Origin of the sequence: Streptomyces yokosukanensis (assembly GCF_001514035.1) — a bacterium.
GTDB classification, from domain to species: domain Bacteria; phylum Actinomycetota; class Actinomycetes; order Streptomycetales; family Streptomycetaceae; genus Streptomyces; species Streptomyces yokosukanensis.
In genome coordinates this window covers 116109-134336 of the sequence record NZ_KQ948216.1, presented here as the reverse complement: position 1 = coordinate 134336, position 18228 = coordinate 116109, and the positions used below count along the sequence as shown (strand labels likewise).

General features: G+C 71.8%; 19 protein-coding genes. 5 read left to right on the top strand and 14 right to left on the bottom strand.

All coding sequences use genetic code 11. The annotated features are described in order from the left end of the window. Nucleotides 1-13 precede the first annotated feature (13 nt). The 3 genes from AQI95_RS48065 to AQI95_RS26625 form a co-directional block, all read right to left on the bottom strand. Entirely contained in the window at nt 14-187 is a 174-nt protein-coding gene (locus tag AQI95_RS48065; protein WP_167361967.1) for a hypothetical protein, read from the bottom strand. Nucleotides 188-315: 128 nt separating this feature from the next. Beyond that, nucleotides 316-777, bottom strand: a complete 462-nt coding sequence (locus tag AQI95_RS26630; protein ID WP_067128935.1) for a molybdenum cofactor biosynthesis protein MoaE — start codon at nt 775-777, stop codon at nt 316-318. A 142-nt stretch (nt 778-919) separates the two neighbouring features. Beyond that, a complete protein-coding gene (locus tag AQI95_RS26625) occupies nt 920-2032 on the bottom strand; it encodes an SDR family oxidoreductase (RefSeq protein ID WP_067128932.1) in 1113 nt (370 codons plus the stop codon). A gap of 192 nt (nt 2033-2224) precedes the next feature. Here AQI95_RS26625 and AQI95_RS26620 point away from each other — a divergent pair, with 192 nt between their 5' ends. Beyond that, nucleotides 2225-3679, top strand: a complete 1455-nt coding sequence (locus AQI95_RS26620; protein ID WP_067128929.1) for a zinc-dependent metalloprotease — start codon at nt 2225-2227, stop codon at nt 3677-3679. Further along, nucleotides 3676-4191 carry an NUDIX hydrolase gene (locus AQI95_RS26615; protein WP_067128926.1) on the top strand — a complete coding sequence of 172 codons (516 nt, stop codon included), beginning with the start codon at nt 3676-3678 and terminating at the stop codon, nt 4189-4191. Before AQI95_RS26620 ends, AQI95_RS26615 begins: the two co-directional genes overlap by 4 nt. Before the next feature lie 84 nt (nt 4192-4275). Here AQI95_RS26615 and AQI95_RS26610 read toward each other — a convergent pair whose 3' ends face one another. The 4 genes from AQI95_RS26610 to AQI95_RS26595 form a co-directional block, all read right to left on the bottom strand. Next, entirely contained in the window at nt 4276-5031 is a 756-nt protein-coding gene (locus AQI95_RS26610; protein ID WP_067128923.1) for an AIM24 family protein, read from the bottom strand. Between the two features lie 17 nt (nt 5032-5048). Continuing rightward, on the bottom strand, nt 5049-5729 hold the full coding sequence (locus AQI95_RS26605) for an AIM24 family protein (protein ID WP_067128921.1): 681 nt from the start codon (nt 5727-5729) through the stop codon (nt 5049-5051). Between the two features lie 12 nt (nt 5730-5741). Then, on the bottom strand, nt 5742-7529 hold the full coding sequence (locus AQI95_RS26600) for a TerD family protein (protein WP_067128918.1): 1788 nt from the start codon (nt 7527-7529) through the stop codon (nt 5742-5744). Between the two features lie 129 nt (nt 7530-7658). Further along, entirely contained in the window at nt 7659-8255 is a 597-nt protein-coding gene (locus AQI95_RS26595) for a M48 metallopeptidase family protein (protein WP_067128915.1), read from the bottom strand. 319 nt (nt 8256-8574) lie between these two features. Here AQI95_RS26595 and AQI95_RS26590 point away from each other — a divergent pair, with 319 nt between their 5' ends. Both AQI95_RS26590 and AQI95_RS26585 read left to right on the top strand, forming a co-directional pair. Further along, nucleotides 8575-9798, top strand: a complete 1224-nt coding sequence (locus tag AQI95_RS26590; RefSeq protein WP_067128912.1) for a TOMM precursor leader peptide-binding protein — start codon at nt 8575-8577, stop codon at nt 9796-9798. Next, nucleotides 9791-11161, top strand: coding sequence for an ABC1 kinase family protein (locus tag AQI95_RS26585; protein ID WP_067128909.1), 1371 nt, complete (start codon nt 9791-9793; stop codon nt 11159-11161). Before AQI95_RS26590 ends, AQI95_RS26585 begins: the two co-directional genes overlap by 8 nt. Before the next feature lie 17 nt (nt 11162-11178). Here the strand turns inward: AQI95_RS26585 and AQI95_RS47460 are convergent, their stop codons facing one another. The 5 genes from AQI95_RS47460 to AQI95_RS26565 all read right to left on the bottom strand — a co-directional run bounded on the left by AQI95_RS47460 (nt 11179) and on the right by AQI95_RS26565 (nt 15150). Further along, nucleotides 11179-11391, bottom strand: a complete 213-nt coding sequence (locus AQI95_RS47460; RefSeq protein ID WP_159056587.1) for a hypothetical protein — start codon at nt 11389-11391, stop codon at nt 11179-11181. 138 nt (nt 11392-11529) lie between these two features. Continuing rightward, entirely contained in the window at nt 11530-11853 is a 324-nt protein-coding gene (locus tag AQI95_RS26580; protein WP_067128906.1) for a hypothetical protein, read from the bottom strand. Continuing rightward, complete coding sequence (locus AQI95_RS26575; protein WP_053664703.1) at nt 11850-12218, bottom strand: WhiB family transcriptional regulator; 369 nt, start codon at nt 12216-12218, stop codon at nt 11850-11852. The genes AQI95_RS26580 and AQI95_RS26575 overlap by 4 nt, the downstream gene beginning before the upstream one ends. A 170-nt stretch (nt 12219-12388) precedes the next feature. Then, nucleotides 12389-12706 (bottom strand): hypothetical protein, encoded by a 318-nt coding sequence (locus AQI95_RS26570; RefSeq protein WP_067128903.1) that lies wholly within the window; start codon nt 12704-12706, stop codon nt 12389-12391. Nucleotides 12707-12870: 164 nt separating this feature from the next. Next, nucleotides 12871-15150: an ATP-dependent DNA helicase UvrD2 gene (locus AQI95_RS26565; RefSeq protein ID WP_244188860.1), complete on the bottom strand. Its 2280-nt coding sequence runs from the start codon at nt 15148-15150 to the stop codon at nt 12871-12873. A gap of 126 nt (nt 15151-15276) precedes the next feature. Between AQI95_RS26565 and AQI95_RS26560 the strand changes: the two genes are divergently transcribed. After that, nucleotides 15277-15534, top strand: a complete 258-nt coding sequence (locus tag AQI95_RS26560) for a mycoredoxin (RefSeq protein WP_067128897.1) — start codon at nt 15277-15279, stop codon at nt 15532-15534. A 166-nt stretch (nt 15535-15700) separates the two neighbouring features. Here the strand turns inward: AQI95_RS26560 and nudC are convergent, their stop codons facing one another. Together nudC and AQI95_RS26550 are read right to left on the bottom strand one after the other, a co-directional pair. Further along, the gene (gene nudC / locus AQI95_RS26555) at nt 15701-16645 is read right to left on the bottom strand and encodes an NAD(+) diphosphatase (RefSeq protein ID WP_067128894.1); all 945 of its coding nucleotides are present in this window, start codon (nt 16643-16645) and stop codon (nt 15701-15703) included. A 144-nt stretch (nt 16646-16789) separates the two neighbouring features. After that, the gene (locus tag AQI95_RS26550; protein ID WP_067128891.1) at nt 16790-18193 is read right to left on the bottom strand and encodes a dipeptidase; all 1404 of its coding nucleotides are present in this window, start codon (nt 18191-18193) and stop codon (nt 16790-16792) included. Nucleotides 18194-18228: the final 35 nt, after the last annotated feature.

Below are 18228 nucleotides of genomic sequence, written 5' to 3'. Positions count from 1 at the left end.
TGAGGGCACCCCGTCACGCGCCCCCGGCGCCCGTGTGGGGCTTCTCCATGGCCTCGCGGAACCGGGCATAGCCGTCCAGCTCCGGGCCGTCGCCGCGCACCCTGCGGGTCCGATTGGCCCAACTGCCCCACAGCCCGCCGCCGATCGCGGCCACAAGCGGAATCAGCAGCCAGACAAGCGCCCCCATGCCGACCTCCCAACGCTCATGAGCGTCCGCACTGACTGATCAGCAGATTAACCATCCGCACTGACAACGCTCACGCCAGGGGGTCGGTTACGCAACCGGAGGGACGAGGGTGCTCCAGGTGAGGGACCTCAGCAGGCTCCGACCCACTCCTCGGTGCCGTCGGAGAACCTCTGGTGCTTCCAGATCGGCACTTCGTGCTTGAGGTCGTCGATCAGCTTGCGGCAGGCGTCGAAGGCCTCCGCGCGGTGCGGACACGACACGCCGACGATCACGGCGAGATCCCCGACGCGCAGATCTCCCACCCGGTGCACTGCGGCCAGCGCCCGCACCGGGTACTCGGCCACGACCTTCTCGGCAATCCGCCGCATCTCGGCCTCGGCACTGGGGTGGCAGGAGTACCCGAGGGCGTCCACGTCGGCTCCTGCATCGTGGTTGCGCACGGTCCCCACGAACAGCGCCATGCCCCCGGCCGCGTCGTCCCCGACCGCCTGGAACACCTCGTCCACGGAGAGCGCGTTCTCCCGGACGCCGATCAGCTTGATGGGATCCTGCGCCGCCTGCTCACCGGGGTGCTCGTTCGCGTTCGCCATGCCCCCATCGTGCCGCACGCGCGTGACAGCGGGGAATACGAGATTCACCAGGCACACGCGCGGACGGGTTTGGAGTCTTCTACAGGCCCGTCCGAAGGACCACGCAAGCGCCCCCTGCGAAGGTCTGCGCCCCTCGGCGCCGCTACACGCGCCGCCGCGCCTTCCGCGCCCGCCGTACCACCGCCGCCGCGCCCAGCAGGGCGACCGTCGCCCCGGCGGCGCCCGCGGCCGTGGCGTCCTTGCGGCCGAGCCGCCGCCCGGCGACCGTGTGCCGCCCGGAAACCTCCTCCAGCAGCTCCGCGAGCACCTCCTCGTTGGTCCACCCCGGCCGCCACCCGGCGTCGTGCAGCCGGCTCCCGCTGACCACCCAGGGGTACATCGTGTACGCGAGATCGCCGGCCGGAGACGGGGTGAGCCCGATCCGGTGCAGCCGAGCCGCCGCGCCGAGCGCGACCGCCGACGGCAGCTCCATCCGCCGGATCCCGCTCAGCTCCTCGACCTCCTCCTGCTCCAGCCAGCCGTCGCAGCCCACGGCCAGCTCCCCGTCGACCTTCTCCAGGACGGCGTACTCCAGAGCGCTGCACAGGTCCTCGACATGGCAGAACTGCCACGCGGGCCGCGAACCGGCGACGACGAGCAGCCGAGGCGACTCGAAGTACCGGGTCAGCGCGGTGTCCGTGCCTCCGACCAGCACGGCCGGCCGTACGACGGTCACGTTCAGCCCCGGATGCGCCCGCGGCGCCCGGCGCGCCAGCCGCTCGATCTCCAGCAGGTCCCCGACCCCGGTGGCCTCGGCGGTCGCGCGCAGCTCGGCGTCCTCCGAAAGAGGCAGCTCGTTGTCCGGCAGCGCGCCGTAGACCATCGACGAGGTGCACAGCACGACCCGGTGCACGCCGGCCGCCGCGGCGGCCGTGAGGACGGTCTGTGTCCCCCGGACGTTGTAAGCGGTGCGAGCCGCCGGATCCGTCTCCAGATCGAGGTCGAGCGCGAGGTGGACGACCGCGTCGGCGCCCCGCAGCTTGTCCGCGATGGCGGGGTCGCGCACGTCGAGGATGTGCCACGTGGCGGCCGCGCACTCCCCGCGCCGCTCGTCGATGGCGACGACCTGCTTGATCTCCTCGGAGGCCGCGAGCCGCTCGGTGAGCAGGGCACCGACCCCTCCGGCGGCACCGGTGACCGCGACGACGGGCCCGCGCACGGCGGGAGGGGTTGAACGGTTTCGCGCTGCGCGAACCTGTGGATCTGGGGAACTCACCGGGCGTCTCCAGCGGTTGTCTTCAATACGAGCGCGAGTGACGCGTACGTACCAGGTGCATCCATCCTGCCGCAGGGCTTGCGTGGGCGAAGCACCGAGGCCCGATCGGGTCCGGGTGTCTACGCTGGGTGGTGTTGTCGGGCAGCCGCGCCGCCGGAGACAGACCGGTGGCCTTACCAGCCGAGGAATCCCGTGAGTGACACCCCATTCGGTTTCGGCCTTCCGCCGGAGGAGCCGGACGACGGCGACGAGGGCAAGAAGAAGGACCAGCAGAGCGGTGGTGGGCAGGGACCGGCCAACCCGTTCGGCTTCGGCGGCCTGCCCGGAGCCGGAGGCTTGGGCGGCCCGGGCGCCGACAATCCGCTCGCAGCGATGTTCGGTTCCCTGAACCCCACCGACCTGGGCGCCGCGTTCCAGCAGCTCGGCCAGATGCTCTCCTACGAGGGCGGCCCGGTGAACTGGGACATGGCCAAGCAGATCGCCCGCCAGACGGTCGCCCAGGGCACCTCGGACGGCACGAAGGACGCGAGCGTCGGCCCGGCCGAGCGCAAGGCGGTCGAGGAGGCCGTCCGGCTGGCCGACCTGTGGCTGGACGACGCGACGTCCCTGCCGTCGGGCTCCGCGTCGGCGGTGGCCTGGTCCCGCGCGGAGTGGGTCGAGGCGACCCTGCCCGCCTGGCAGGAGCTGGTCGACCCGGTCGCCGAGCGGGTCGGCGCGGCCATGGGCGACGTCCTGCCGGAGGAGATGCAGGCCATGGCGGGCCCGCTGATCGGCATGATGCGCTCGATGGGCGGCGCCATGTTCGGTACGCAGATCGGGCAGGCCGTCGGTGTGCTCGCGGGCGAGGTCGTCGGCTCGACCGACATCGGCCTGCCGCTCGGCCCGGCCGGCAAGGCCGCGCTGCTCCCGGCCAACGTGGAGGCCTTCGGCAAGGACCTCGGCGTACCGCTGGATGAGGTGCGGCTCTATCTGGCCCTGCGCGAGGCCGCCCACCAGCGTCTGTTCGCGCACGTGCCGTGGCTGCGCTCGCACCTGTTCGGCGCGGTCGACGGCTACGCGCGCGGGATCAAGGTCGACACGGCCAAGCTGGAGGACGTGGTCGGCCAGTTCGACCCGCAGAACCCCGAGCAGCTGCAGGACGCCCTCCAGCAGGGCATGTTCCAGCCGGAGGACACGCCCGAGCAGAAGGCCGCCCTGGCCCGTCTGGAGACCGCTCTGGCGCTCGTCGAGGGCTGGGTGGACGCGGTGGTCCACTCGGCCGCGAAGCCGCGTCTGTCGTCCGCGGACGCGCTGCGTGAGACCCTGCGCCGCCGCCGCGCGACCGGCGGCCCCGCGGAGCAGACGTTCGCCACGCTGATCGGCCTGGAGCTGCGCCCGCGTCGGCTGCGCGACGCCTCCCGGCTGTGGGCCTCGCTCACGGACGCGCGCGGTGTCGACGGCCGGGACGGCCTGTGGGCCCACCCGGACATGCTGCCGACGGCCACCGATCTGGACGACCCGGACGGCTTCGTGCACCGCGAGCAGCTGGACTTCTCCGAGCTGGACAAGATGCTCGGCGAGGCGGCCGGCAGCTCCACGGACAAGCCGGACCCGCACAAGCCTGACCTGCGCAAGGACGACGACGGCAAGGACGACGACACCGAGTGAGCCTGTACGACGACGCGGTCCTCGTCCTGAAGGGGTACGAGGACCAGAGCGATCTGCGCCAGACCTATCTGGATCATCTGGCGGCCCACCCGGACGGCATGTGGAAGGCCTGCGCCGACGGGCACATCACAGCGAGCGCGCTGGTGATCGACCCGGAGGGCGGGCGCGTCCTGCTCACTCTGCACCGGAAGCTCCGCATGTGGCTGCAGATGGGCGGCCACTGCGAGCGGACCGACACCACCCTCGCGGGAGCGGCCATGCGGGAGGCCGCGGAGGAGTCGGGCATCCCCTCCCTGCAGCTGTTGCGGAGCACCCCGGTCCGCCTGGACCGCCACCGGACCCCCTGTGCCTGGCACCTGGACGTCCAGTACGCCGCCGTCGCGCCGGGCGGGGCCGTGGAGGCGATCAGCGACGAGTCCCTCGATCTGCGCTGGTTCGCCTACGACGAGGTGGGCGACGTAGCGGACGAGTCGGTCGTGCGACTGCTCGACGCGACCCGCGCGCTCCTCTGAACCGAGGCACATGTAAGGGGCGCCCGCACGGGTCGGGCGCCCCTTACATGTGCTTGCCGGACGCTGCATGTGCGTGCCGGCCGCTCAGCTCCAGACGTTCCCCTGGTTCTGCGCACGCGCCCCGTGCTGGCCCATGCCGAACTGGGCGGCGAGGCCCTGCCCGATCACCGCGTTCTGCGGCGGCAGCAGCTCACTGGGCTGTACGAGCGCGAACCCGGACCCCATGAAGCTCAGCTCCCAGCCCTCACCGGTGTTCCCACGCCGGCGCCACACCCCGGACGAATGCGTCTGGGCCTGCATCTGCACACGCAGCCCGGTGGACCAGGCGACGATCGCGTCCGCGTCGCAGTTGACGTACTTGTCGGGCGTGACCTGCATCAGCAGCGGCGCGCCCGAGGTCATCAGGGCGACCCTGCCGCGGCCGGTGATGTTCAGCTGGTACTTCCCGGAGCCGGAGACGCCGTAGAGGCTGTCGACGGCGACGACCTCGTAGTGCAGCGAGGAGTCCATGGCGAGGACGTAGGAGCTGTCGACGGTCAGCCCGTCCTGCTCGACGTCCATGATGTGCACGTGCTGGGCGAGGTTGGCGAGATACACCGTGCCCTGCCCGTGACAGCGCATCAGGTCCAGGCCCTCGCCGGTGTAGGCCTGCGCGCGTGCCTGGTTGTTGCTGCGGTACTCGGCGTCGAACTCCACCAGGCCCTGGTAGGCGACCATGGTGCCCTTGCGGGCCAGGATGTCGTCGTGGCCCTCCATGACGACCCGGAGCAGCTGCGCGTTCTGCAGACTCCAACGCTCCTGCGTCTGGAGGTCGTTGTGTGCGAAAAGTGGGCTCTGCATGACTTTCTGGCTCCCCCTCAGCCCCGGATCCGGATGCGGTCGGTGCTGTCCTCACTGGGCTGGACGACGACGATGCCCTGGCCGGAGAAGGCCATCTGGTAGGCCTCGCCGCTGCCCCGGCCGATCAGCGACTGCGCCTTGAAGCTGCGCTTGCCCTTCACCTTCAGGTTCGGCGACCAGGCGACGAGCGCGTCCGGGTCGACGTACGTCTCGTCCTCGCCGCCGCCGCAGTCGACGACGATCGGCTTGCCCCGGGAGGTCAGCGCGACCCAGCCCTGCCCGGAGATCCTCGTGTTCCACAGGCCCTGCCCGGCGAACTTGGCGAGCCCCTTGACCCGCTCGACGCCCCAGCTGAGGTGGGCGTCGAAGGCGAGCAGGTTGGTGGCGTTGACGGAGATGCCGTCGCCGTTGAGGTTGATCACGACGACGTTCGCGCCGTAGTCGGCGAGGTAGAGCAGCCCGTCGCCGGTGCACTTCATCAGCGGGGCGCCCTCGCCGGTGATCCAGTCGCGGGCGATCTGGCGGACGGCCGGCGGGTTGGGCTCGTACTGGATGAAGCCTTCGTAGGCGACCATCGAGCCCACGCGCGCGAGGAGGTCGTTCCCGGTCTGCATCGCGACCTTCAGCATGTGGCTGCCGTGGTTCTCCATGCGGGCGGTGACGGGTGCGGGGGCGTAGCCCGCGAGCGGCTGGTTCATGACGGGCTCCCTCTAGACCTCGTACGGCTGGACGACGATGAAGTTGCCGGGCGCGCCCCGGAACTGGAGGTTGACGCTCTCGCCGGTGTCGCCCGGGTAGGCGTTGCGGCGCATGCGGACCTGGCTGGAGACGATCACCTGGGAGGCGGCCGACCAGGCGACGACGGCGTTGCAGTCGGCGAAGGTGGTCGGCGTGACCGGCAGGACCACGGGCGTGCCGTGCGTCTTGACGACGATCGTGCCGGTGCCCTGGAACTGCATGGTGAACAGCGCGCCACCGGGGATGCCGTGGCCCTCGATGCGGCGGACCTCGTGCTGCAGGCTCTCGTCGAAGGCGAGGACGTTCTCAGCGGAGACGCAGATCGCGTCGCCCTGCAGCTCCACCGGGTGCAGATGGGTGGAGTTCTCGGCGAGGAACACCTGGCCCTGGCCGGTGCAGCGCATCAACTGCATCTCCTGGCCGGTGGCGTTGCCGACGATCCGGCCGGCGAAACCGGCGCCCTTGTAGCTGAAGTCGACCTTGCCCTGGTAGAGCACCATGCTGCCCTGGCGGGCCAGCACGGGCTGTCCGCCGATGCCGAGGTCGACGCGGATGAGCTTCTTGTTCTGCTGCGTCCAGCGCTGCCCGGTCGGTGTCTCCTTGAACGCCTGGAGCGCGGCCGTCACACCGGCACCACCCTGCGGGGCGCCCTGCGGCACGCCGTAGCCGGCGGGCTGCTGGCCGAGGAGCTGCCCGTAGCCGGGCGGCATGGGCGCGGTGGCCTGGCCGCCGTAGGCGGGCGGCTGCTGGCCGTAGCCCGGGGGCATCGGCGCACCGGGCTGACCGCCGTACGCCGGCTGCTGGGGCGGCTGGCCGTAGGGCTGTCCGGGCGGCTGACCGTACGGCGCGGGGGCCGGGGCCGGCGGCGGTACGGTGCCGCCCGCGGGCGGGGCCAGGGGGGCGATGACCGTCGGCGCGCCGTGCACGTTCGGCGCGGGCGCCGGGGGCGGCGTCTGGCCGGGCGGCGTGTGGCCGGGGGACGGCGTGAAGCCCTGCGGGGGCGTGGCGCCCGACTGCGGCGTGAAGCCGTGCGGCGGTGTGCCACCGGCGGGCGGGGGAAAGCCCTGCGCGGGCGTGCCACCGGCGGGCGGCGCGAAGTTCTGGGCGGCGGGCTGCGGCGCGGGAGCCGGGGGCGGCGTCGGGGCGGGCACGGCAGGGGCGGCGAACGCGGGCGGGGCGAATCCGGGCGTGGCGCCGGTCTGCGGCTGCGGCGGGGCGGCGGGCGCCTCCTCCTCCAGTGCCTCGCCGCCGAAGTTCTTCAGCAGCGCCTCCAGACCGCCGTCGAAGCCCTGTCCGACGGCGGCGAACCGCCACACGTCCTTGAAGTAGATGTCGCCGAGCATCACGGCCCGCTCGGTGGAGAACTCCGCGCCGCTGAAGGAGTACCGCGCGACCTCCTCGCCACCCGCAACGATCCGCAGATATCCGGGAGCGACCTGCGACATCTGCCCGGCGCCGTCGAAGGTCGCGGTGAAGGACAACTTGCGGATGTGCGACGGGATCCGGTCCAGCGTGACCCGGAAGGACTCCGTGTCCCCGGCCTGCGCCCCCAGCAGCTGAAGGGACTCCTCCGGCGACTTCGGCTGGTTGAAGAAGACGAAGTACCGGTCGTCCGAGAGGCGCTCGTCGGCGTCCAGACCGAAGCAGCTGATGTCGAAGGTCAGCCCGGGGGCGGAGATCTGCACGCCTACGTACAGATCCGTGCCCGCCGTGAGGTCACTGATCTTGGCCTTGTGGCCGCGTTGGAATTCCCTGGCCATGCGTTACGACCGTCCCCCATCCCGAATGCGAGTGCGTCGCGCCAGGCTAACGGCAAAGACCGACATCGGCCGCAGCCGGTACAGACCCGGTACACAACCGCGCCCGGAGGCGGACGCGCGGCGCCCGGTTCACTCCCCGCGCGCCCCGGGCAGATGCGGCAGCCGTTCCGCGGCGACGACCCCTTCGAGGTAGCCGCGCGCCCGCTCGGTGCGCGGGTACGCCTCCAGCAGCAGCCAGAAGTCGGACCCGTGCCCGGGGACCAGCAGATGGGCCAGCTCGTGGCAGAGGACGTAGTCGACGACGTACTCGGGCATCCCCTGCAGCCGGTGCGAGAGCCGGATGCTGCCCTCGGCCGGGGTGCACGAACCCCAGCGGGTGTTCTGGTTGGTGACCCAGCGCACGGAGGCGGGGCGCGCCCGGCCGTCGAAGTACTGCTCCGACAGCCGCTCGGCACGCTCGGCCAACTCGGCGTCGCCGAGGACCCGCCGGCTCTCCTGGGCGGCGAGTTTGTCGAGCATGACGGTGATCCAGCGCTGCTCCTCCGCCTTCGACATCCGGGCGGGGATCAGTACGACGGTGCGATCGCCCTCGCGGTACGCGGAGACCGTCCGGCGGCGCCGGGCACTCCTGCGGACCTCGATCGCGCTCGCCCCCGAGCCGCCGGGCGGCTGGCTGGTCGTGCTGCGCTGTGGCTTTCCGGCTCGGTGCAGTGGGTCGGCGGGCACGCCCCGACGTTACCCGCTGGACATGGCCAAAGTCCCGGCTCCGGAACGGTTCGATGCCGATCCCCCACCATGCGTCTGATTCCTATGATTCCTACGACTGATCCGCACATCTGGTTTACCGGGCTCCGCTCGACCGGCTTTTCAACCGATTGAGCAGGCTTCGCCCGACCGATTTATATGACAAAGATCCTCAGCCTGTGGACAACTCTCGGCGCCGAAACGGCGGGCGCGGCATGCTGGCAGACGTCGGCGGAGCGTGACCGGCTCCACCGGCGACGCGAGGTTCCGGGGATGCCTTCGACGGATACGGGGGACAGTGATGCATCCGGTGATGAAACCCGCGCTGCGGCGCGGCTGGCGTGATCGCGACACCGTGCAGTTCGGGATGACCCCGGCGCACGCGCTGACGCTCGGTCCGTTGGACTCGGCGACACGCGGCTTCCTGGATCTGCTCAACGGCACCCGCGGGCTGCCGCTGCTGCGCGAGGAGGGCCGCCGCATGGATCTGCCGGCCGGCCGGGTCGACACCCTGCTGGAGCGGCTGACCCGCGCGGGACTCGTCGACGACGCGCGCGGCGGCGGACCGGCCGCAGGCGCGCTGCGCGCGAAGGAGCACGTCCTGCGGCGGCTGCGCCCCGACCTCGCCGCTCTGTCCCTGACCACGGCCGAGCCGGGCGGCGCGCTCGCCCGGCTCGCCGCCCGCCGCGCACTGCGCGTGCAGGTGCGCGGCGCGGGTCGGGTCGGCGCCGTGCTGGCGTCGGTGCTGTCGGGCGCCGGAGTCGGCGAGGTCGACGTGCGCGACGTGGGACGCGTGGAGCCGTGGGACGTGGCTCCGGGCGGGCTCGGTGCCGAGTCGCTCGGCGAGCGCCGGGAGGCGGCGGCGCGGTCCGCCGTGCGCCGCGCGGCACCCGACCGCCCACCGCGCCACGCCCACTCCCCCGGATCCGGCGCCCAGGACGCGGGGCACTGCCTGGTGATCCTCACGCCCCGGGACGACGTGGCCGTGCACGCACCCGACCCGGCCGACGCCGAGCAGCTCATGGCGTCCGGAACGCCGCATCTGTACGCCGGTGTCGTCGAGGGCACCGGTGTCGTCGGTCCGTTCGTCCTGCCCGGCGAGTCGGGGTGCGCCGGCTGTCTGCATCTCGACCGCATGGACCGGGACCCGGACTGGGCGCGGCTCATCGCACAGTGGCGCTGCCCCCGGGCCCGCCGGGTCGGGGCCTGCGACCTGACGCTGGCCACGGCGGTCGCCGGGCTGGCCGCGGCGCATGCGCTGGCCTTCCTCGACGGCGGTTCGCCGTCCAGCGCGGGCACCCGCTGGGAAGCGTCCGTGCCCGGCCTGGACTGGCGTGCCCTGCCGGTCCGGCCGCATCCGGCCTGCGGGTGCGCAGCGGCGCGGAGAGATGCGGACAGAGCTAAACCGGAGCACTCCGCAACCGACGGCGAACCGCGCGAGACAATGGCGGTGCAACGGCCGTCGACGGAGCGACGCAACGCAGGCGCGGCGCGGCCGACTGGGACTTGGAGGGCGCATGTCTGATCTTCCCCGGAAGGCGGTCACCCGGACCGCCAAGCTCGCCGCGCTCCCGCTCGGCTTCGCCGGCCGGGCGACCTGGGGGCTGGGCAAGCGGATCGTGGGCGAGTCCGCGGAGATCGTCGGCCGGGAACTGCAACAGCGCACGGCGGAGCAGCTGTTCAAGGTACTCGGCGAGCTGAAGGGCGGTGCGATGAAGTTCGGGCAGGCCCTGTCCGTCTTCGAGTCGGCGCTGCCCGAGGAGGTCGCCGGGCCCTATCGCGCGGCCCTCACCAAGCTCCAGGAGGCGGCGCCGCCGATGCCGACCCGCACGGTGCACGCGGTGCTCGAGCAGCGGCTGGGTCCGGACTGGCACGAGCTGTTCGAGGAGTTCGAGGACAAGCCGGCCGCCGCGGCCTCGATCGGGCAGGTGCACCGGGCCGTGTGGCACGACGGCCGCGAGGTGGCGGTCAAGGTGCAGTACCCGGGTGCCGGTGACGCCCTGCTCTCCGACCTGAGCCAACTGAGCCGCTTCGCACGCCTGTTGGGGCCCCTGATTCCCGGCATGGACATCAAGCCGCTCATCACGGAACTGAAGGACCGCGTCTCCGAGGAACTCGACTACGGGCTGGAGGCGCAGGCCCAGTCCGTGCACGCGGAGGAGTTCGCGGACGACCCGGACGTGGTGGTCCCGGCCGTGGTGCACCAGTGCGAGCAGGTCCTGGTGACCGAGTGGATCGACGGCGTCCCGCTGTCGGAGGTGATCTCGGACGGCACCCGGGAGCAGCGCGACCGCGCCGGGCAGTTGCTGGCCCGGTTCCTCTTCTCGGGCCCGGCCCGCACCGGCCTGCTCCACGCCGACCCCCACCCCGGCAACTTCCGGCTGCTGCCCGGCGGCCCGGACGGCGAGGACGACTGGCGTCTCGGCGTCCTGGACTTCGGCACGGTCGACCGGCTGCCCGGCGGTCTGCCGACACCGATCGGCACCTCTTTGCGCATGACGCTGGACGGCGAGGCCGAGCCGGTCTACGAACTCCTGTGCACCGAAGGGTTCGTGAAGGAGTCCATAGAGCTGGATCCGGACGCGGTGCTCGACTATCTGCTGCCGATCATCGAACCGGCCCGGGTCGATGCGTTCACCTTCACCCGCACCTGGATGCGCAGCCAGGCCGCGCGCATCGCCGACCCCCGCTCCCCCGCCTACCAGCTGGGCAAGCGCCTCAACCTGCCCCCGGCCTACCTCCTGATCCACCGGGTGACCCTGAGCACGATCGGCGTCCTGTGCCAGCTGGGCGCCACGGTACGCCTGCGCGAGGAACTGGAGGAGTGGCTACCGGGCTTCGTCACGCAGGACGAGCCGGCCGAGGAGGAGACGGCGGCGGAGGCCTGACCGGGGCGGAGAGGGGCTCACCACCAGCCGGAGTCCAGCCGGCCCTCGATCGCACGAAGGTTCTCGCGGGAGCAGGCGTCGCAGAAGTACTGGCGGACGCCGTTCTCCACGGAACAGGTCCAGGTGGCCGGCTGGGGGTCGTCGGCGGGGGTGCCGCAGCGGGCACACACGAGCACACGGCGCCCCGCGGTGGAGCCGCCCTGATCACTTCCTCCGGGAAGACTCGTCACCCGCTGACGATAACTCCGTGGGCGGCGGATCGCCGTGCGCAACGCACCGCGGGACCCGGTCCGTTCGGACGGACCGGGCCCCGCGCGGAAGACTTCGCCTCCCTGGACCGGGAGACCGCCGCTTCTCAAGCGTGATCGTTACTGCATGACCGCCATGGCGAGCGCGCGGCGGGCGCGCATCGAGGCGCGCTCGGCCCGGCGCTGCATCCGCTGGGCGACCGCCAGGCTCACGGCCTGGCGTTCCCGCACGGCGTCATGGAGTCGCTCGTGCATATGCGCACGAGCCAGGGCTTCTTGCATGAGTTGCATCTCTCGGGTCCTGTTCTGGCGCGCTTCGGTCGCGCCGGAGGTGGTGACGTCTGGATTCGCGGAGCCGGCGGGCTCGCTGGTGGACGGCTTCATCGGGGCCTGCTTCTTGGGGTCGTGCGTGAGGGGGCGATCGATCGTTCCTGCGGTGTTCATGCCGTGACCGGGTTCTTCCGCGGGCGACCACGCGGCCGCTTCCGGGCAACGACGACACCCTGGACGAACAGCTCGCCGCCCCAGACGCCCCAGGGCTCACGCCGCTCCTTGGCGCCGGCGAGGCAGGCCTCGATCAGCGGGCAGGTGCGGCAGAGGGACTTGGCGTACTCGACGTCGGCCGGCGACTCGGCGAAGAAGACCTCCGGGTCGTAGGAGCGGCAGGGGACGGGTACGCCGAGGTTCTCGATGGCGTCGTCGAGCGCGGTGAGCGCGGTGAGGGGGATCAAGGTGGAGTCCTCCGTGAGGCCGGGCGGGGGGATCGTCTGTGAAGGCGGTACGGACGGGGCGTGCGCTTCGAGTTGCACGGTTTGGTCTTCCTCGTCTGGTCGGTCCGGCCGGTTGACCGGGTGTCGGCTTGGTACCGGGTTCTCTTGTCCCGAGGCCCCTTCGCTTCGCTGCCCCTGTTCGGGACAAACAGAAGGGCCGCGGATCCCGGATGGGGTTCCGCGGCCCTGAAGGCGCCGGCCTGATCGGATCAGGCTGGATCACTCCAGGGTTTTGGCCCACGGAAGGCCCACATCAGGTGGTGCTGCGTCGTCTGCTTCCGGAATCCGGCACCGGCCGCCGCAAAGGCATAGGCCTGCGCCTGTGCCTCTACCGCTTCCAGTGCCTTGGTCGGTCGCTCATTGCGCTCGCTGACGGGCAGACCCGTGAGAGCGAGAGAGGACGCCGGACGGGCGGCACGAATGCCGGACAGACCGGTGCCCTGGTGAGAGGCGCCGAGCATGCACAGGGAGACGGCCGAGCGATCGGTCAGTTTGGCCGTGCTGATGTTCGTCTTGATGCTGATCACTGGACTCGCCTCCTCTCGGCGTCTCAGGGACTGGGGTGAGCCAGTCCACTCGGATATGCAAGTACAACACGGAGTCGGGCCCTTCGAGAAGGCCGCTGCATCCGTGCCTAGAACCTATGGGGATTGCTGGGGCATGCGCAAACTATTTTTTCGACGAGTTCGTATCAGTCGTCCTCGTCGACCTCTGCTCCCTCGTGGCCTGCGCAGATGGCCAGAACATCGGTTCCGTAGCTGCGCAGCTTGCGGCTGAGGACGCCGGGGATGCGGGAGAGTTCGGCGGGGGTCTCGGGCCGCGCCTCGGCGATGGCCATCAGGGTGCGGTCGGTGAAGACGCAGAAGTCCGGCTGTCCGCTGCGCGCGGCCTGGACCGCCCGCCACTCCCGCAGCCGTTCGTAGAGCCCTTCGTCCATGTCCGAGGGGCAGTCCTCGCAGCGCATCAGCTTCATCTCACCCGCGTCGGTGAGCGTGCGGCCGCAGACCCTGCAGCGCGCGGGGACGCGCTGGGCGCGCCGGGGAACGGCGCCGGGGCCCTGGGGGGTTCCGCGCTCGACGCCTCCGCCGGCGCCGGCGCCGGTGCGGCCGACGGTGGCGGTGGTGCCGGGACGCAGCCCGTCGAGGAAGCGGCTCGGGCGGCGGCTCGGGCGGCCGCCCGGTGAGCGGGACAGGGCCCAAGAAACATGGAGCCGTTCCCGCGCACGGGTGACGCCGACGTAGAGCAGCCGGCGCTCCTCCTCGATCTGCTCGTCGGTCCTGGCGTAGGTGATGGGCAGCATCCCCTCGGCGATGCCGACGAGGAAGACGACGTCCCACTCCAGGCCCTTGGCGGCGTGGAGGGAGGCGAGGGTGACGCCCTGGACGGTCGGGGCGTGCTGGGCGTTCGCCCGCTCGTCGAGTTCCGCGACGAAGTCGCCCAGGGTGGCGCCGGGGTCGGCGGCGGCGAGGTCGTGGGCGAGGTTGACCAGGGCGGCGAGGGACTCCCAGCGCTCCCTGACGGCGCCGGAGCCGGCCGGGGGCTCGGTGGTCCAGCCCTCTCCGGAGAGCACGGCACGCACCTGGGAGGGCAGGTCCACGGCCTCGTCCAGCAAGGAGTCGTTGCCACCGAAGCGGGCCGCGCCGCGCAGGGCGATGCCGGCCTTGCGCACCTCGGGCCGGTCGAAGAAGCGCTCGGCGCCGCGCAGCTGGTAGGGGACACCGGCGTCGGCGAGGGCCTGCTCATAGGTCTCGGACTGGCCGTTCGTACGGAACAGGACGGCGATCTCGGCGGCCGGGACGCCCGCGTCGACCAGCTCGCGGATGCGGCGGGCGGCGCCCTCGGCCTCGGCGGGCTCGTCGGTGTACTCGGCGTAGACCGGCTCGGGGCCGGCGGCACGCTGGGAGACCAGTTCCAGCCGGTGGTCGGCGGCACGGCCGTGGGCCTGGGCGAGCAGGCCGTTGGCGAGGTGGACCACTTGAGGGGTGGAGCGGTAGTCACGGACGAGTTTGACGACGGTGGCGCCGGGGTGCCGGGCGCGGAAGTCGAGGAGATGGTCGGGCGTTGCTCCCGTGAACGAGTAGATCGTCTGGCTGGCGTCGCCGACGACGCACAGGCTGTCACGGTCGCCGAGCCACAGCTCCAGCAGCCGCTGCTGCAGGGGGCTGACGTCCTGGTACTCGTCGACGACGAAGTGCTGGTACTGGGCGCGGACCTGTTCGGCGATGTCGTGCCGGTCCTGGAGGATGGCGACGGTCAGCAGCAGGACGTCCTCGAAGTCGATCACCGAGCGGTCGCGCTTGAGGTCTTCGTAGGCCGCGTACAGATGGGCGATCTCGGTGGGGTCGCGCGGGGCCTCGCGACCGGCCTTCGCAGCCGCGTACGCGTACTCCGCGGGGATGGTCTGGGTGACCTTGGACCATTCGATCTCGCCGGTGACGTCCCGCAGCTCGCCCCGGTCGAGTCGGGTGCCCTGGGTCGCGGCCGCCTCGGCGACGAGCTGGATCTTGCGGTCGACGAGCCGGGGCATGCCGCCACCGATCGCTTTCGGCCAGAAGTACTGCAGCTGGCGCAGGGCGGCCGAGTGGAAGGTGCGGGCCTGGACGCCCTGGGCGCCGAGCTGGCGCAGTCGGCCGCGCATCTCTCCGGCGGCGCGGTTGGTGAAGGTGACGGCGAGCACGCTGGACGGCTGGAGGATGCCGGCGAGCACTCCGTAGGCGATGCGGTGGGTGATCGCCCGGGTCTTGCCCGTGCCCGCTCCCGCCAGGACGCACACCGGGCCGTGCAGGGCGGTGGCGACCGCGCGCTGCTCGGGGTCGAGCCCTTCGAGCACCGCGTCGGCCCCACGCGGCGGAGCCGCGTGCGGAGAACCGCCGGGGCCCTGCGGGAAGAGGGTGGAGTGCGTTGCTGCTGTCACACCGCAATGCTGCCAGGTCGCCCGGGGCTGCCGTGCCGGTTGTCCACAGGCGAGCATCGATAGTCGTATGAATGCGGCAGGTGTCACAGTCGCCTGTGGATACCCCGGGCGGGAATGGCGGACGGCTCGCGTACGTTCAGACCCCGGACGACCTTTTCGAGCTGCCTGAGGAGCGCGAGAGACATGCAGGGCACTGTGACGATGTACAGCACGACTTGGTGCGGCTACTGCCGGCGGCTGAAGAGCCAGCTGGACCGGGAGGGCATCGCCTACACCGAGATCAACATCGAGCAGGACCCCGAGTCCGCCGCCTTCGTCGAGAAGGCGAACGGCGGAAACCAGACGGTCCCGACCGTTCGGGTGCTTCCCACCGAGGGAGGCACCGAGGTCGTCATGACGAACCCGAGCCTTGCCCAGGTGAAGCAGGCGCTCAGCGCCTGACCTCGTCGACTTCTTCGACGCACGACCCCCGACCGGCCCCGCGCCGATCGGGGGTTTCGTGTGCCGCGACCGTCACAGCCCTGCGCGCGTGCCGTCGGGTCGTGGCCCGGCCCGGTGGTGGTGGGCGTTGTGGCTCCGGTACGGGTCGCCCGCCACCCGGGGCGCCTCAGACGAAGCTGCGCGTCGGAAGCGGCTTTCCGTACCACATCTCGATCAGTCGGGCGGCGATGGAGATGCCGTAGGGCGGCAGCACCTCGCCGGACTCGAAGGCCTCGTGGAGTTCCTCGCGGGAGAACCAGCGGGCCTCGTGGATCTCGTCGCCGTCGACGTCGATCTCGGTCGAGGTGGCGCGGGCGAGGAAGCCGAGCATCAGGCTGGACGGGAACGGCCAGGGCTGGCTGGCCACGTACTCCACGGGGCCGACGCTCACGCCGACCTCCTCGCACACCTCGCGGCGCACCGCCTGCTCGATGGACTCGCCGGGTTCGACGAAACCGGCGAGCGTGGAGAAGCGGCCCTCGGGCCAGTGCACCTGGCGGCCGAGCAGGATGCGGTCGTCCGCGTCGGTCACCGCCATGATGACGGCCGGGTCCGTGCGCGGGTAGTGCTCGGCGCCGCAGGCCGGGCAGCGGCGGATGTGACCGGCGGCGGCGATGACCGTGCGTTCACCGCAGCGGGAGCAGAAGCGATGGGTGCGCTGCCAGTTCTCCAGACCGACCGCGTGCACCATGAGGCCGGCGTCCCTCGGCGACAGGAGCAGTCCGGCCTCGCGCAGGCCGGCGGGGCGCGCGGACTGGTCGATACGGCCGGGCAGCGAGTCCTTCTGGAGCGCGAAGTAGCTGACGCCCTCCTCGTCGATGCCGAGGAAGTAGCGGTGCGCCTCGGTGAGCGGGGCCTCGAAGGAGGGCGTCATGACGAGTTCGGTCCGGCCGTCCGGTGTCTCGTCGATGAGCACCTGGCCCCCGGAGACCACGAAGCAGCGGGTCGTGGGGTGGCTCCACGCCGCTGCGAGCCAGGCTTCGTCGAGCCGGTGGTGGGCGGCGCGGTCGATGCCGCTCGGTGCGGTCAGCGAGATGGGGCGATCGGCTGTGTCGTCGGTCCAGGTGGTCACGGGTGCTTCCAACTCCCCCAGTGCAGCGGTTCGTTCGGCGGTCGGTTCGACGGGACGTACAACGGCAGGCACCGGTCCGGGCGGGGCGGGGCAGTCCCTCCAGTGTGCCCCGCGCGCCGAGCCCTTCCGTACGGCGCCTGCTGGTCAGGGCATGGGACGCCAGTGCTCAGCCAGGTCACCCCACAGGTAGGCGCTGGTCTCGACGCCCTTGAGGAGGAGGTCCAGCTCGACCTTCTCGTCGGGGGCGTGCCAGCCGTCGGAGGGGACGGAGATGCCCAGGAAGAGCACGGGGGCGCCGAGGACGTCCTGGAGATCGGCGGCGGGTCCGGAGCCACCCTCGCGGGTGAAGCGGATCGGCTTCTCGAAGGCGCGGCCCATGGCGCGGGCCACGGACTGCAGAGCGGGGTGACCGAGCGGGGTCAGGCACGGGCGCGTGGCCGCGGCGAAGCTGATCTCGTGCCGGATCCCGGCGGGCACCTCGGCCTCGGCCCAGGCGCGGACGGCCTTCTCGACGCGGTCGGGGTCCTGGCCGGCGACCAGCCGGAAGGACAGCTTCACCATGGCCGAGGACGGGATGATCGTCTTGCTGCCCGGGCCCTGGTAGCCGCCGCCGATGCCGTTGACCTCGGCGGTCGGGCGGGCCCAGATGCGCTCGAGGGTGCTGAATCCGGCTTCGCCGTGGGTGGCGTGGGACTTGGCGGTGCGCAGCCAACGCTCCTCGTCGAAGGGCAGCTCGGCGAACAGCGCGCGTTCCTCGTCGGTCAGCTCCACGATGTCGTCGTAGAAGCCGGGGATCGCCACGCGCGCGTGCTCGTCGTGCAGGGCGGTGACCAGGCGGGCGGCCGCGGTGGCCGGGTTGGGCACCGCGCCGCCGAAGGAGCCGGAGTGGATGTCCTGGTCGGGGCCGTACATCCGGATCTCGCACTCGGCGAGGCCGCGCATGCCGGTGCAGACGGTGGGGGTGTCCTCGGACCACATGCCGGTGTCGGAGACGATCACGGCATCGGCGGCGAGCCGTCCGGCGCGCTCTTCCACCAGGGCTCGGAAGTGTGGGGAGCCGGACTCCTCCTCGCCCTCGATCAGCAGCTTGAGGTTGACCGCGGGGGCAGTGCGGCCGGTGGCGGCGAGGTGGGCGCGGACGCCGAGTGTGTGGAAGAACACCTGGCCCTTGTCGTCGGCCGCCCCGCGCGCGTAGAGACGGTTTCCGCGGACGACCGGCTCGAAGGGGTCGCTGTCCCAGCCGTCCTCGCGGGCGGCGGGCTGCACGTCGTGATGGCCGTAGACGAGGACGGTGGGCGCCTCGGGCTCGTCCGAGGGCCACTCGGCGAAGACGGCCGGGGCACCCTGGGTCTCCCAGACCTCGGCGGTCGTGAAGCCGGTCTCCTTGAGCTTGGCGGCGAGCCAGTCGGCGCTGCGCCGTACGTCGAGCGCGTGGTCGGGCTGGGCCGACACGGACGGGATGCGCAGCCATGCCACGAGGTCGTCGAGGAAGGCGGCGCGGTGCTGCTCGATGTACGTGCGGACGGCGCTGTCCGGGGTCTGGCTCATGCTCACGAGCCTATCGGCCCGCACTGACATCCTCG